A 15385-nucleotide genomic window follows, 5' to 3' on the forward strand; every position below is an offset into this window, starting at 1 on the left:
CCGCATATTCAGAGATACGTTCGAAACGTCCCTTGGCAAACGGGCATATCGCCAAGCCCTTGTCCTCGGTAAGCATTTTCCACCAAAGTGTGATCAATGATGTATAGCTCTGGACTCGAGATTACATAGGTCATCACCGCAGCAATGTCACCGTTATCTTGAATAAGGAATCTTTTATTGGCAGGTTCATGTTGGGATTGGGAACTTATTTAGTGACTTCGATCTGAAATTGATCGGAATATGATTTGAGGTTGCCTGCAAGACCGGCGAGTTCCCCGGAGATGTTCGACAGTTCGTTTGCCGATCGCTGCTGCTCCACAGCACTAGCCGTGACTTCCTCGGCCATGGCTGAAGTTTCCTCGGTTGCGGAAGCAATATAACTGAGGTTCTGTTCCAGCTCCTGACGAATAGAGTGCATATCCATCGTCCGGCTGTCTAAACTCTGAGCCAACTCATGCACTTCGGTCGATAAGCGGCTAACCTGTCTAAATGCCTGGAGACAATCAGCGATCTGTTTCTCCTGTTCCTTAACAGCTACCATATTTGCATCAAAATGACTGCCCATCCGATGTATCTCTTGAACAAATGAACCCAGGATCTCATCAATCTCCTGGATCGAACGTTCGGATTGTTGAGCGAGCTGTCCCATTTCACCAGCAACGACTGCAAAGCCTTTACCCGCTTCTCCAGCTCGTGCTGCTTCAATTGAAGCATTTAGGGATAGTATTTGAGTTTGTTTTAAAATGTTGTGAATTTGACCGCTAATAGAGGAAGCGAGTTCGGATTGAGTCGTCAGAGACCTGGAAATATCCTGTTGATGCTCAACACGCTTGGCATTCTCTCGGCCCTTCTCAAGTAGAACCTCATGTTCACGTGTAACTTGTACTTGAACAGAAGATAGCTGCTCTGAAGTATAAGTAAACTGTTTCACATATGAACCTACTTCATCCATTATTTTGCCCAGATTCTCTGAATGCTGGACGGAGTGTTCTGTCTCTTCAGCCTGTTTCATTGAACCTATGGCAATTTCCTCAATTGCTCTGGAAAGTTCTTCACTCTGACGTTGGTTCGTCTGAGCGGTTTCCGAAATATCTTTTGAGGACTGCTGTAACGTATTTGATCCTTGCTGTATTCCCATCAGAATGTTCGTCAATTGGGCAACCATGATGTTAATCAAATCACTGATGTCACCGAGTTGATCATTGGTCATATGTGTGGATACGACTTTGAGATTCCCATCAGCAACCTGTTCTAGGCTTGACTTAATATCGCGTACTTGTCTGAGAATGCCTCGTACTACGAATAACATCATGACCAAAGAAAGAATCAGTACAACCACAAAAATCGGGATTATGGTCCGATAAGCATTATTCACAGATGTCGCGGAGACTTGATTCACTGCTCCAGCAGAAATATCAATGCCCAGATAGCCAATGACAGTACCTTGCGAATCCTTGATTGGTGTAAAGGAGGACAATAGCTGTCCCCAGGTTGGATCATCTACAATGCCTGTTGTGACGACTTCACCGCGTAACAAGCGTTCCTGAATCTGGGGATTGAATTCCATTGCAGTGCCGTAAGGACTATACTCTGTATCATTCCAATCCGCTCCATCCACGGTGTAGATCCACCCGTCCGAAGTTTTGTTATACATATAAACATACAAGGCTCCCGATTGAAGCCTAACTTTAACGAGTTCGTCCCTAAGACTTTTATATTCGTTGCTCTCCTCTGAAGCAGTAGAAGATAAGGTCTTAATTAATTCCGACTCCTGACCTAGTTGAGAGGCGGTATTCACAGCCAGCTGCTGATTGTTATGCTGCATGGTCATTAGTGATGCATTTTCACTGGAGTCGATGGTGGCCCATATGATTAGACCGCCCATGGCCAGTAGCGGAACCAGAATAATCAAATACAGTTTGAACCTTAAATCCATCTTTTTTTGGTAAGTCTTTCTCAAATCCTGTTCCCCCTTGGATGTAATAAAGTAAATAGGGTTATCCATATAACCCCATACTATTTATCGTAATATTGAAGGGGGAAATGAAGACTAACACTAAATTTGTATATACATATACGTAGGAGAATGTGATCATTTGTGGTACCAGTGCACTCAAACCAAATGTAGAAGTTACGTCTTGCATCAAGAAACGTTGTCATTAACCAAAAAAGCTCCACCAGCTTCATGCCAGTGGAACGCTTAATTTTTCTCTAAGACATTCTGTTCAATATACAAATATACTCATGGATGCTCATTGCAGAAACGGTCGATATAATCAGAACATTGGCCCGGCTCATCTTCCATTACGAAATGACCAGCTTTGGGAATGACATGTAGGCAGGCATGGGGAATATCCTGGACAAGCCTCTTTGCATAAGCGAGAGGCTGCCATTCATCTTCTTCACCCCATAGAATTTGAACAGGGACCTTCAGCTTGGGTAAATCTGTTCCATAGGATTCAGTATATTTTGCATTATAGTGAGCTACCTGATGGGAGAAAAAAGAGGCTTTGCCCAATGAACCTGCATGGGGTTCGAGATATGCATCCAGTGTATCGCCAGTCATAAGCTCTTTATTATACACTGCCATGGGTAATTGTTTCTTTAGCATGGTATCAAAATCAGCACGGGGCATTTGTTCAACCTGTTCAAGCTGTTCTTCAATAATTTTCTTCCAGGTTGGTGAGGGCCACGAATCATAGCTGGGCATGTTGAGTAACGTAAGCGATTGTACACGCTCAGGCTGTTCCAAGGCTAGTTGGACTCCAACAATTCCACCTAGATCGTGGGCTGCGACATGTAAACGATCCATTCCGAGTTCGTCTAAAAGCTGACTAAACAGCGTATATTGTGCTGCCACAGAAGTATCTGCCTCGAGTGGTCTTTCGGATGCTCCATATCCCAGAAGGTCATGAACGTAGACTTTGTACCCTTTTTGAACCAGAGCGGGTATTACTTTTCTCCATTCATAACTATAAGAGGGTGTTCCGTGAAGGAGCCATATGGGAGAGCCTTCTCCGTATTGTTCATAAGCGATTCGATATCCATTAATCAAGATGGATGACGTTGCTGCTGTTTGCATAGTGATTACTCCCTTCCATAAACGATTGAGATTAAAAAATGAAATGGGCTCTTAATGAGCTACATTGAATATAAACGATTGCTTTCCATTAGTGAAATTGATAGTTTATATGTAAACGATCAGTTTTAATGATGTTACAAAGAAGGGAGCCAATGATGGAAATACGTCATCTGGTCACATTTATTACAATTGTGGAACACGAGGGATTTACCAAAGCTGCTGAACATCTTGGATACGCGCAATCTACAATTACATTGCATATTAAGGCATTGGAAGAGGAGATTAACTACCCTTTATTTGATCGGATTGGTAAGCGGGTTATTTTAACGGAGACCGGAAAAAAATTGTTGCCACATGCACAGAAAATGCTTGAGCTGTATCATATGATTAAGGAAGTGACCGCTGCACAAGGTGAATTAACGGGTAATATCGTGATCAGTATTGGAGAAACGTTGTTGATCTATCGTTTTCCGCCTATTATTGAAGAGTTTAAAAAATTGCATCCTCATGTCAATATCGAGTGGCACCAATTAGATTCCGTACATTATAAAGAGAATTTGATGCAAGGTAAAAGTGATATTTCCTTCATGCTGGGGACAGAGGTACATGACCCCAATCTGTACAGTGAGAAATTGGCTGAGGAGCCCATGATGCTGCTGTACCCCAATTCATTTGAGCTACAACGGGACATTGTACGAAGCAATTTACTTTTTACCGAAAGAGGTTGCGGTTATCGCACATTGTTTGAACAATGCATTGAAGAGTATCAGATTGGGATTACTTCCAATATTGAATTCTGGAGTATTGAAGCTGTGAAACAGTCGATATTGAGCGGTATGGGCATATCTTTGTTACCTCGAATTACGGTAGAGAAGGAGCTGAAGGAAGAAAAACTTTCAGGTCAGCAGTACAAACAAAATCTAGCTACGCAATTGCTGTATCCCAAAAACAAGTGGATCTCTCCCCAAGTAGAAGCTTTTATTGAGATCGTTAGAAAGCATGCCTCCCTATGGTAGCTCATTTCAACTGTCCTTAACGCCTAAGACTGAACCGTTGGATTGCTTCCTCGGTCACTGGTGTGAAGAGATTAACCAGATTACCGTCAGGATCGCGAAACAGTAAAGCACGATTCCCCCAAGGCATTGTGGTAGGTTCCTTTACCCACTCATCGACAAACGGCTTCAAGCGCTCGTATTCCGCATCGACATCGTGGACATGGAACTCAATAATGACTGTACGATCGTTGGCCGCCACAGCGGAACCAGCGCCAAATAGTTGCACCGTCTGGGAGTGGCCGATCGCTAGAGTGCACAATGGCATAACAAGTTCGGCAAAGACAGGTGCAGGGCGTTCTGCTGAAACACCCGTAATTTTCTCATAGAACTCGACAAGACGATCCACGTCATCAGTAATGATGCGCACAGAAGCAAAATTCACGAGATATCATCCTTCCTATAATAAGTAATACATTTTGGATCAAAAACATTTCGCATTTACTTCTACTCCTTTACAATTACTTACTCCGACTATACAAAAACACTACTGACAACGGTATGTCAGTAGTGTTTTATGAGAAATGATAACGCCGGGAGGGATCTCACAGTTGGTTGCCACTGTAATTTGTATTATTGCTTCAATGGTATTATCTAGCTAGCTTTGAGTTATCTGCTGTATATGTGAATGTATCCTTTGCGCTTATTCTTGCATTTCTGCCAGCCAGTGTGAATATCCCAAGTTCTTTTTTACTCGATGGAGAAAAAAGTATGCCGGAATAATCCTTTCTTATGTAGTCACTGCCCTTGCCATTGCAGGATTAAGAAAATTGCTAGGCTACTATATGAACATAGAAGAATATCTCTTTTAGTATTCGGAATAGTAGCTGCATTTAGTGTTGTAGTATATACACTCTCATGGATCATATGCCCAAGATGGCTAAGCCATAAAGAATTATGACCACTTGGAAAAGAACTGTATTTTTCTTATGAAATAATCTAAGATTTATTTTAGGTAGTGATAACACTTGGTGAGTAGGGAGTGGAAAATATTTTAATGGAGTCAGAGCAGTCATCTTTCAATGATTCTCGTTATCTAGGAGCTAGAATGAAAAAAATCATTGCTTTCATGGACTGGAGTATATTCTCGCTTCGTTTTTATCATTACTTGTTGCTTGCCATTCTTATTCTAACTGTACCCGGAGACTCGGCTCACGTTCAATTGGAGATCATCTGGCTTTTGGCCGCCTTCCTTGTTCCGATCTTATTTTGGTTCCCACAACTGCGGTTGAACAATCTGTGGTTTTGTATTACCGAGGTCATTCTTGGCGGATCATATTATGTGAACATGACTATCCATTCTGAATTCATCTCCTCGCCTGATTACTTGCTTCCCAGCCTAACCATGGGCTACTTATTGACCAGAAAGACAGTTTGGATTATCCCCACTGTTTTTTTGCTACCATTTGTCTTCCTGTTCAATCAAGGATATACCTTGAACCAGAGCATGAGTATTGGGTTCGACAACTTGTTATTTTGCTTTATTGGTATCTGGGTAAGCTTCATAGCTAATGCTTACCGTCAGAAAAATGCCTTGGCGGTTGAAGTTGCACATCAGAACAGGTTGTTGAGCCATTATGCCGCTCAGGTCGAGAAATTAACGTTAATGGAAGAACGCAGTCGTATGTCCAAGGAACTGCACGATACACTTGGGCATTCCTTTATTTCTCTGATCATGAGTCTGGATGCCGCCATTGCTCTATTGGATCATAAGCCTGCTGAGGTGAAAGATAGACTCATTCGCTTGAGAGCGTTAGCTGAGAGAAATCTCGACGAAATGAGAGATGTTGTTCACGAAATGGGAGAAGACGAAAATAGCCTCTTTAAGCAGATTAGGGTACTTGCAGATAGCTTTGCCGAGCACACTGGAACGAATGTTACATTGAATCTGCCTGTGACAGAACATGCAATGCTTCTTAAAGCACGACAAGCTATTCTTCGCATGATTCAGGAATCGTTTACGAATGCGCTAAAACACGGAAAAGCGTCTAAGTTGAAGTTGGAGCTTTCCTTTGTTGAAGAAGCCTTACATATCGTTATTCGAAATAATGGTAAGCCAATAGACAAATTGGAATACGGCTTTGGCTTAACCACGATGAAGCAACGGATTCAGGAAATTGGAGGTAAGCTTACCCTCTCTTCCTCATCTGGAGCCACATCGTTCACCGAGGTGAGATGCGAAATTCCGTTAAATGGAGTGATGTTACATGCAGAAGATTAGAATATTAATTGTCGACGATCAAGAGCTTATTCTGGAGAGTCTGCATATTGTCCTGTCTCTTGAAGAAGATTTTGAAATTGTCGGATTAGCCAAAAATGGGGAAGAAGCCATTGAAGGCAGTAAACAATTTCAGCCAGATATCGTGCTAATGGATATTAATATGCCCGTCATGGATGGTGTTGCTGCAACGTCACGAATTAAGCAACAGCTTCCGGCGATTAAGATCATAATGCTGACCTCATATAAGGAAGTGGATTATGTTTTGACGGCATTAAGCCATGGAGCAGAGGGGTATCTACTCAAAGCGATCCGTCCCAAGGAGTTGGCTGCAGGAATACGTGTGGTTCATACAGGAGGTACATTGATTTCTCAGGAAATGGCGGCCAAAATGATAAAAAATATACTTCCGTCTGCTGCTCCAAAAAGCAATGAGTATGGATTGAGCGCACGTGAAATTGAAGTGCTTCACAAGTTGGCATCTGGCTTGCGCAATCAAGATATTGCTGAGGCTTTGTTTCTTAGTGAAGGGACCGTTAAAAACTATATTTCCTCCATCTATTCCAAAATGGATGTGAAAGGAAGGAGGGAGGCAACTCGCAAAGCCAGAGATTCTGGAATGATGGAAGAATAAACAGGTAGAATTTTAATGATGTTCATAAAAAATCGGCAACTCATTAGAGTTGCCGATTTTTTATGTCATAGGTCAATTCATGACTAAATCGCACTATGTCTATATGACTTTTAAAGTCTAAATTTATAACAAGCGGAACAATCACTTCGGAAGATTGAAGCGCAGAGAGGGGTAATTCGGATGAAAAAAATGAAGAAATTATTTTTTGGGATCGGTATTGCTGTTTTAATACTTTCAATGGTGGTTCTTTACTTTCCAACATGGACTCCGAAAATAAAAGGGGAAAATAGTATTAATGTACTGGAACAAGTGGAGATCAATGGAACAGGTCATGAAATCATGATCCGCGGTCAAAATGCAGAGAATCCGGTCATTCTGTATGTACACGGTGGGCCAAGCGCATCTGAAATTCCGCACGCGAAGCAATATCAGGATGTATTGGAATCCAGATTTACCATTGTGAACTATGATCAAAGAGCGAGCGGCAAGTCTTATCATTTTTTTGAGGATTACTCCAATTTATCAACGGACTTGTTGGTTGATGATATACTGACCATCACGGATTATATATCTGAACGGCTTGGCAAGGAAAAGGTGATCCTGATCGGCCATTCCTTCGGTACTTACATTGGTTCTTTGGCTGCCCATAAAGCACCGGAGAAATATGAAGCCTACATCGGAATTGGTCAGGTAGGAGATACCAAGCAGAGTGAGATAGACGGTTGGAATTATGTAATGAAACAAGCTCAGCTTGCAGGTAATGATGATGACATAGCAAGACTGAATCAGGTTTCTGAAGCCATCAATCAAGGGCAGACATTTACACCGAGAGACATTGTTACACGATACAATGGTGCTGCGAGATTGATGGATAACCCTGATGACAGTTTCCTTGGAATGACGTTCAGCAGTGAATACAACATGCTCGATGTCATACGTTATTATAAAGGAATGACTTATTCACAAGGAATTCTGATTGGTGAAGTGATGAGTCGTCCATTGCCTTCCTTAATTAAGAAGCTGGATCTGCCATTTTATTTTGTTATGGGAGATTATGACTTTATGACTTCGTCCCATGCTGCCAAGCAGTTTTTTGACGGAATTAAAGCTAACAAGAAAGAATTTATTTCTTATGAAGAATCGGCTCACTACCCACACTATGAAGAAAAGGAAAGATTCTTCAATTGGATGACAGATACGTTCACTCAATAACATTTGTTAGAAATTAAAAAGAGAAGCGTGCGTAAATAAAAAGTGATCCGCTGCTGTTTTCAACTAGCAGGCTGACAATAGGAATCGTTGCAGAAATGCTGACGATTTTTTTGTATACATTTACAGAGCGTTATAGACCTAGAGCCCATATGATTAACAAAGTAGAAGATTTTAAGTTTTAGATGAAAAGATGATACCTCGCGATCAGTATGATGGAATATTACTTATTCATAAAATCCATCCCTCTAATCACTAGGAAAGAGCGTACTCAAATTTCGAAGTGAGGGTAAGGGCTAAAAATCGATTGTACTTGGTGGTAAACAGTGTTACTCTAAAAGTCTGTGTTCGACAATATATTCAATACTAGCCACCAATTTAGTTGTAAAGAAAGGTAACACTATGATAAAAGTTGAAAACTTATCCTTCTCATTTCCACAAAAGGAACTATATAAAAACATTTCATTTACGTTTGAAGAGGCACAACATTGTGCTTTTATTGGAACAAGCGGAAGTGGAAAAAGTACACTGATCGATATCCTGATGGATCCGGAGCGATATTTGTTCGAGGGCAAGTTAGAGATAGACCCTGATTGCAGAATCGGGTATGTGAGTCAGTTTTTGCAAGTAGACAAAACAAAAGAAATGACCGTTTTTGAATATATCGCAGAAGAATTCATCAAGATACAAGATGAAATTACAGGGATTTATGCGGAGATGGCCACCACATCGGATATGGATTCCCTGATGGAAAAGCTTCAATTGGCTTTGGATGCCTTCGAAGCGATGGATGGGGACAATTTCGAAAAAAACATCAATAAACAGTTAAACCTTGCCAACCTCATGAAGCTCAAAGATCTTAGTATATCCGCCATAAGCGGCGGGGAATTCAAACTTATTCAAGTGATGAAGGAAATGCTGAATCGTCCAGACTACATGATTATGGACGAACCCGATGTATTTCTAGACTTTGAAAACCTGAACGCGCTTAAAAAATTGATTAACTCCCACAAGGGAATGCTGCTGGTCGTTACACACAACCGGTATCTGTTGAATCATTGTTTCAACAAAATCATACACCTTGAAAACACGGAGCTCCAGGAGTTTGACGGGCGATATATCGATTATAACTTCTCACTGCTTCAGTCTAAGATCGAACTGCAAGAAATCGCGGTTGCTGAAGCTGAAGAAATTGAGAGATATGATCACATCATCGACAATCTTAGAGAGATCGCCACATATAATTCGGAAGCCTCAAGAGGCAGAGCGTTAAAAGCCAGAGTCAAGTTTCAAGAGAGATTGGAAGCACGTCGAATAAAAGAGCCCTTTGTCGATATCAAACAGCCGAATATCCGTTTTGGGATCGATAAGGAAATGGAAGACACCGTTGTAGTTAACGTCAATAACTATAGCGTTTCCTTTGACGATTTGCTTTTGGAAAATGTGAACTTTGAGATCAAATCAACAGATAAAGTAGCTCTGATCGGCCCTAACGGTACCGGGAAAACGACTTTACTCCGAGAAATCTTTAAAAACAATCAGGATTCCATTGAAATCAATCCTGATGTTAAAGTGGCTTATTTATCTCAGGTTCAAGGCGAAATGTTAAAGGATTCGAATACCATTCTAAATGAATTCATAGATTCCGGGTTTCAAACGTATGATGAAATTAGATCGTATCTTCCAAACTATGGCTTTGAAGGAGAAATCCTTGATCAAAAGATTGAATCGTTATCTGGCGGAGAAAAAAACATGCTTCAATTGGCTAAAGTTTCTGCCAGTCAAGCCAACGTATTGCTCCTGGATGAACCAACAAGCCATTTGGACATCTATACACAAATCGCATTGGAGAAAGCCATTGAGGACTACAAAGGTGCGATTATCATGATTTCTCATGATTTCTATTCGGTTGTAAATGGTATGGATTATGTTTTAATTATCGAGGACAAAACGATTAGTAAAATGAGTATAGAAGAATTCAGACAGATGATTTATGCGAGTCATTTTGATGAGCACTATCTAGAAAATGAACAAAAGAAAAAGTCTGTTGAAATGAAAATTGAATTGGCTTTAAAAGATACTAATTTTGAACTTGCAAAAAGTTTGGTTGATGAGCTAGAAAAGCTGATTAAGTTGCTTTAGACAAGGTGAATATTCCATAAATCTAAATCCCCCTGTATGTGGATTACTCCACATATAGGGGGATTTACTTCTAGAAACAACTAAACGAGCTGATTCGCTGCAGATCAATGCCGGTGTATAGCCAGAAGAAGCCATTCCAGCGGAAGCCAGCCACCGAATTTCTACCGACAAATACCGGGTACATCCAGAAGCCGGGACCACGATCCGGCCAAATATATGTGTAGCGAAACAAACAGCCGGATATGGCTCTTGGATCTACCGCATATAACGAAGCGGGTTGCTGTGGAATGAATGATGGTGGCGGTCCGGTAGGTGCCTGCACGCCTTGTGGTCCGCCGCCTCCACCCCCGGGGAACGATGGCGGACCAGGAAATCCGCCGGGTCCGCCGGGTCCTCCGGGACCCCCAGGTCCGCCAAATCCTCCACCAGGTCCAAAAGGAGGTAAAAATGTCATATCACATCACTCCTGTTCATTAGTCTAATGTATTGTATGTAGGCAATTGAGCAGGGGAATGGGTGAAAGCCTATAAGAGGCTGCTAATTTGGTCATGGCCTTGTCAGGCGGATATTCAAAATAAAGACAAGACCAAGCTGCGACCGTTTATCCTTGAGTAGTGAGTTTCTTTCATGTTTTGGGAAAATTGGACAAAACTACGGTGAAGCCATAATAGATTTATACGAACTGCAAAAATGCACTGGGAGCAATCCCGGTGCATTCTCCTTTTAAAATGAGCGATAGGCCAAGACCTTTTTTTTCCATTCATTTCGTTAACGAGTGCGAAATTCCTGTGGTGTGCAACCATAATGCTTTTTGAATATTTTTATAAAATGCGGCGGAGCCAAAAAGCCAAGCGCCTTGCTGACATCTGCAATTTTGAGGTCTGAGTTCAATAACAGGTAAGATGCTCTGTTCATACGTAAGCTGTACAAATAATCACCAATCGTTTCTCCAGTGACCGTTTTGTACACCTTGGACAGGTAAACGGGGTGCAGGCCGATATAATCGGCAATGACCTGAAGGGAGATACCTTCTGCCAAATGCTCCTGAATGTATGTTCTCACTTTAGACGTAATTTGTTCGTGCGCATTCATCAGCTGATTGGAGGCCTGCTTGCGTCGCTGATTAATCATTTTCTCTGCCCAGCTATATATGCGTTGGCCGGATAACTGGCTTTTTTTCCGAAGCAAAAATTCGAACTCCTCCCCCAGCATTTCCTCAACCGTCGTGTCCTGCGATTTTAGTGAAATCGAGAATGTGGAAGACAGGTAGAGTAGTACTGTAAACAATTGATCGTGGGACAGTTCTTTGCCAACTTCGTTCAAGAAAAGAATTCTGGAAATTTTGCTTATGGCCTCATCCCAATTACCTGATTCCAGCAAGTTAGGGAGCAAGGGTGGCTCATACAAATTAATGAGGTTTTGCTGTTCATGGGAATCCGCATCCTTTTTGTCCAGCGTAATAAAATAGCTTTTGTTGCTGCCCACATTCCGATTGATGGCTGACACGGAGGCTAAATATAGATCGGAGAGGTGGTCAGGGAAGAATTGCTCTTTACTCAGACAAATGGAGATGGCTCCCTTTAAAAATTTTTGCACATTGTTTTGCAGTCTGACCGCGTGGGAGTCGACTGAATCGAGTGCATGCAGATCACAGTTTTTGATCAGAAATACCAGATATCCCTGCTCTGTAATGCAATGCCACAGCTTGAACGGATGCTGAAACACTTCTTCGGCTATATTGGTTACAGCATATTCGAGCAAGGATAATGACCGAAGATCATAACCGGAAAATTCTTCCTCCATCCGAATGACCATCATAATAAAGGGGTCAGAAGACGCAAAGGGAATCTCCAGCATGCTGAGACGCTCGGCCAAAATCTGATGGCTCATGGCTTTGTTCTGAAGAAGTTCCTTGAGTAGTTGATTGCGCAACAAGGGCATATTGGCGTGAAGAGCATGCTGAATTTGCTGAAATGAACTGATGCGCTCCCATTCGCGCTCAATATTGGCGATAGCCTTTGTTACAGCTTGGATGAGCTCATCGGTATTTATCGGCTTCAGCAGATAATTAGCAGCCTGATACTGAATTGCTTTTTGGGCATATTCAAACTCATCGTGACCAGACAAAATAATGCATCTAATTTTACTGGAGAATCGTCGAATCTCCAAAATAAGCTCCAATCCATCCATCTCGGGCATACGAATATCGGTAATCATAATATCAACAGCGTATTTGGAAGCTATATCGAGAGCCTCCGCAGCCGAGTAAGCTCTATGCACTTCCTGGATGCCATAATCTTCCCAGGGAATTGTCAGCGCGAGACTATCAACAACCGATTTCTCGTCATCCACTATTAATAAACCGTACAAGCTAATTCCCCCTCTATAGACAAGCTGTTTCAACACTTATTGTATTGTATGATGGCCGAACTATCATTTCAATGGATGCCGCCTTGGCTGACCTCAAATCTTAAGAAAACGATACAGATGTTCAGATATACTTATGCGAATTAGCGCTGCAAGTGGCCAGCGAGGCATGAGAGATCTCTTTTCTTCAGATTGCGTTATATCACATTAAGAAAACGCTATTTCATGTCATTCAACCAGACAGTACTATTAAAAAGAGAACTAAACTCAAGCCCTATACTATTATGTGGGACCTTACATAGCCGTATTGCATGTCAAGGATACCTGCCGATAAATGAAGGAGTGTCTGGATGATGAATCGCGATATCAAGCAAATTGTGAAACAGTTAACCTTAAACGAAAAGGCAACACTCTGCTCAGGTAGCAGCTTTTGGACAACGCAGGCTGTAGAACGTTTGGATATTCCATCCATTATGATGACGGATGGTCCTCATGGATTACGCAAGCAAGCAGGTGATGCCGACCATTTGGGACTGAATGGAAGTGTTCCCTCCACTTGTTTTCCATCGGCGGTTGGGTTGGCCAGCTCCTGGAACCGGGATCTCGTTCAGCTTGTCGGAGAAACAATTGGTAAAGAGGCGCAAGCGGAGGATGTCGCCATTCTGCTCGGCCCAGGGGCGAACATCAAGCGTTCCCCGTTGTGCGGGCGCAACTTCGAATATTTCTCAGAGGACCCTTACCTGACGGGTGAACTGGCAGCATCTCATATTTCAGGTGTGCAAAGCCAGGGTGTGGGAACCTCACTTAAGCATTTTGCAGTGAACAATCAGGAGCATCGCCGAATGACGACCGATGCGGTGGTCGACGAGCGGACGTTAAGAGAAATATATCTGACCGGGTTTGAGAAGGCGGTCAAGCAAGCTCAGCCATGGACAGTGATGTCTTCTTACAATAGAGTGAATGGAACGTATGCGTCGGAGAATGAATATTTGCTGAATACCATTCTGAAGGAAGAATGGGGACATGAGGGCTTTGTTGTGACAGACTGGTCCGCAGTGAATGAGATCGCAGCCAGCATCGCTGCAGGACTTGGACTGGAGATGCCTTCTTCCAACGGAGAAGGTCCACGCAAAATTGTGGAAGCGGTGAATGGAGGCGAGTTGTCCGAAGAACAGCTTGATCAAGCCGTGGAGAGGTTGTTAGCTGTTATTTTCAAGGCGGCAGAAAATAAACGTCCAGAAGCAACCTTTGATTCTGAGCAGCATCATCAGATTGCCAGAGAGGTAGCAGGAGAAACAATGGTGTTGTTGAAAAACGAGGACGATATTCTTCCGCTGAGCAAGAATAGCCGCATCGCCGTTATCGGAGAGCTAGCTCAGAAGGTCAGATATCAGGGCGGCGGCAGTTCGCATATCCATCCTACTCAACTGGATAACCCTTATGAACAGATGGTTTTACTTGCTGAAGCGGATGCATCGGTGACTTATGCTGAGGGCTACAAGCTTGCTTCAGATGAAAGTGACCCGCTATTGATGAAGGAAGCCGTCGAGGCGGCCAAGGCAGCGGAAGTCGCTGTGCTGTTCATTGGTCTGCCTGACCGCTATGAATCGGAAGGATATGACCGGTCTCACATGGACATCCCCGCTAACCAATCGGCGCTAATCAAAGCCGTTGCCTCAGAGCAGCCTAACCTTGTTGTCGTATTAAGCAATGGATCACCGATTGTGATGCCATGGCTTGATGATGTGAAGGGAGTACTTGAGGCTTATCTGGGCGGTCAGGCAACTGGAGGAGCCATGGCGGATCTGTTGTTCGGAGAAACAAACCCAAGCGGTAAGCTGGCGGAAACGTTCCCGCAATCGGTGCATCATAACCCTTCGGCTCTGTTTTTCCCCGGGGACGGAGATCGTGTGGATTACCGTGAAGGCATATATGTTGGTTATCGTTACTATGATCGTAAGGGCATTGAACCGTTGTTCCCGTTTGGTTACGGATTGAGCTATACACAGTTTGAATATACCGGTCTGAATCTGAACGATACACAGTTCAAGGATACGGATCGGGTTACGGTAACTGTTACGATTCGAAACACAGGCACTCGTTACGGTCAAGAGGTTGTGCAATTGTATGTGCGGGATCAGCAAACCGTAGTAAGTCGTCCGGACAAGGAATTGAAGGGATTTGCCAAAATCGGACTGGAGCCGGACGCTGAGGGCAGCGTTTCCTTCACACTGGATAAACGCAGCTTTGCCTATTATAATGTTGATTTGAAGGACTGGCATGTAGAGAGCGGTTCCTATGATATTTTGATTGGCTCATCCTCTCGTTCCATTCTCCTGCAACAGACGGTCAACGTGGAGTCCACAACAACCGGGCCAGTACCTACCTTTGACCGTAATACAACGCTGGGTGAGCTGCTCGCCAATCCAAAAACGATGGCTGTCATGAGTCAATTACAGGGACTGGTTCCAGAGGGAACGGAAGAGGCACAATCCGATGCGATATCCTCCGAAATGATTCAGGCAACCATGAAATACATGCCGCTTCGTTCGTTGATTCCGTTTACGGGAGGGGCTTTCACGGAGGAAACTCTTTCCCAGTTGCTTGCTGGATTAAATGCGGCTGTTCGTCAGTAAAATCAAACTTCTGCTTCAACTATAAAACGCTCAAAAACGCCTATA

The 15385-nt window shown here is 43.0% G+C and carries 12 protein-coding genes; 6 read left to right on the top strand and 6 right to left on the bottom strand.

Annotated features, from left to right (window positions below; translation table 11 throughout):
* Positions 1-8: 8 nt before the first annotated feature.
* From MKY66_RS15675 to MKY66_RS15685, 3 genes are all read right to left on the bottom strand, one after another.
* Complete coding sequence (locus MKY66_RS15675) at positions 9-134, bottom strand: hypothetical protein (protein ID WP_339807179.1); 126 nt, start codon at positions 132-134, stop codon at positions 9-11.
* A gap of 71 nt (positions 135-205) precedes the next feature.
* On the bottom strand, positions 206-1960 hold the full coding sequence (locus MKY66_RS15680) for a methyl-accepting chemotaxis protein (protein ID WP_076210552.1): 1755 nt from the start codon (positions 1958-1960) through the stop codon (positions 206-208).
* Between the two features lie 282 nt (positions 1961-2242).
* The gene (locus MKY66_RS15685) at positions 2243-3082 is read right to left on the bottom strand and encodes an alpha/beta hydrolase (RefSeq protein WP_076210549.1); all 840 of its coding nucleotides are present in this window, start codon (positions 3080-3082) and stop codon (positions 2243-2245) included.
* Positions 3083-3234: 152 nt separating this feature from the next.
* Here MKY66_RS15685 and MKY66_RS15690 point away from each other — a divergent pair, with 152 nt between their 5' ends.
* Positions 3235-4098, top strand: a complete 864-nt coding sequence (locus MKY66_RS15690) for a LysR family transcriptional regulator (RefSeq protein WP_083657022.1) — start codon at positions 3235-3237, stop codon at positions 4096-4098.
* 16 nt (positions 4099-4114) lie between these two features.
* Here MKY66_RS15690 and MKY66_RS15695 read toward each other — a convergent pair whose 3' ends face one another.
* A complete protein-coding gene (locus tag MKY66_RS15695) occupies positions 4115-4519 on the bottom strand; it encodes a VOC family protein (RefSeq protein WP_076210547.1) in 405 nt (134 codons plus the stop codon).
* 663 nt (positions 4520-5182) lie between these two features.
* Here MKY66_RS15695 and MKY66_RS15700 point away from each other — a divergent pair.
* The 4 genes from MKY66_RS15700 (at position 5183) to MKY66_RS15715 (ending at position 10337) form a co-directional block, all read left to right on the top strand.
* Positions 5183-6355: a sensor histidine kinase gene (locus tag MKY66_RS15700; protein WP_076210545.1), complete on the top strand. Its 1173-nt coding sequence runs from the start codon at positions 5183-5185 to the stop codon at positions 6353-6355.
* A complete protein-coding gene (locus MKY66_RS15705; RefSeq protein ID WP_076210543.1) occupies positions 6342-6986 on the top strand; it encodes a response regulator transcription factor in 645 nt (214 codons plus the stop codon). The genes MKY66_RS15700 and MKY66_RS15705 overlap by 14 nt, the downstream gene beginning before the upstream one ends.
* Before the next feature lie 180 nt (positions 6987-7166).
* On the top strand, positions 7167-8198 hold the full coding sequence (locus tag MKY66_RS15710; RefSeq protein WP_076210541.1) for an alpha/beta hydrolase: 1032 nt from the start codon (positions 7167-7169) through the stop codon (positions 8196-8198).
* Between the two features lie 399 nt (positions 8199-8597).
* Positions 8598-10337: an ATP-binding cassette domain-containing protein gene (locus tag MKY66_RS15715; protein WP_076210539.1), complete on the top strand. Its 1740-nt coding sequence runs from the start codon at positions 8598-8600 to the stop codon at positions 10335-10337.
* A gap of 70 nt (positions 10338-10407) precedes the next feature.
* Here the strand turns inward: MKY66_RS15715 and MKY66_RS15720 are convergent, their stop codons facing one another.
* Both MKY66_RS15720 and MKY66_RS15725 read right to left on the bottom strand, forming a co-directional pair.
* Positions 10408-10791 (bottom strand): hypothetical protein, encoded by a 384-nt coding sequence (locus MKY66_RS15720; RefSeq protein WP_047843165.1) that lies wholly within the window; start codon positions 10789-10791, stop codon positions 10408-10410.
* Positions 10792-11105: 314 nt separating this feature from the next.
* Positions 11106-12707, bottom strand: coding sequence for a response regulator (locus MKY66_RS15725; protein WP_076210537.1), 1602 nt, complete (start codon positions 12705-12707; stop codon positions 11106-11108).
* 350 nt (positions 12708-13057) lie between these two features.
* Here MKY66_RS15725 and MKY66_RS15730 point away from each other — a divergent pair, with 350 nt between their 5' ends.
* Positions 13058-15340, top strand: coding sequence for a glycoside hydrolase family 3 C-terminal domain-containing protein (locus MKY66_RS15730; protein WP_076210880.1), 2283 nt, complete (start codon positions 13058-13060; stop codon positions 15338-15340).
* Positions 15341-15385 lie beyond the last annotated feature (45 nt).

Source organism: Paenibacillus sp. FSL R5-0766 (genome assembly GCF_037971845.1).
GTDB lineage: Bacteria > Bacillota > Bacilli > Paenibacillales > Paenibacillaceae > Paenibacillus.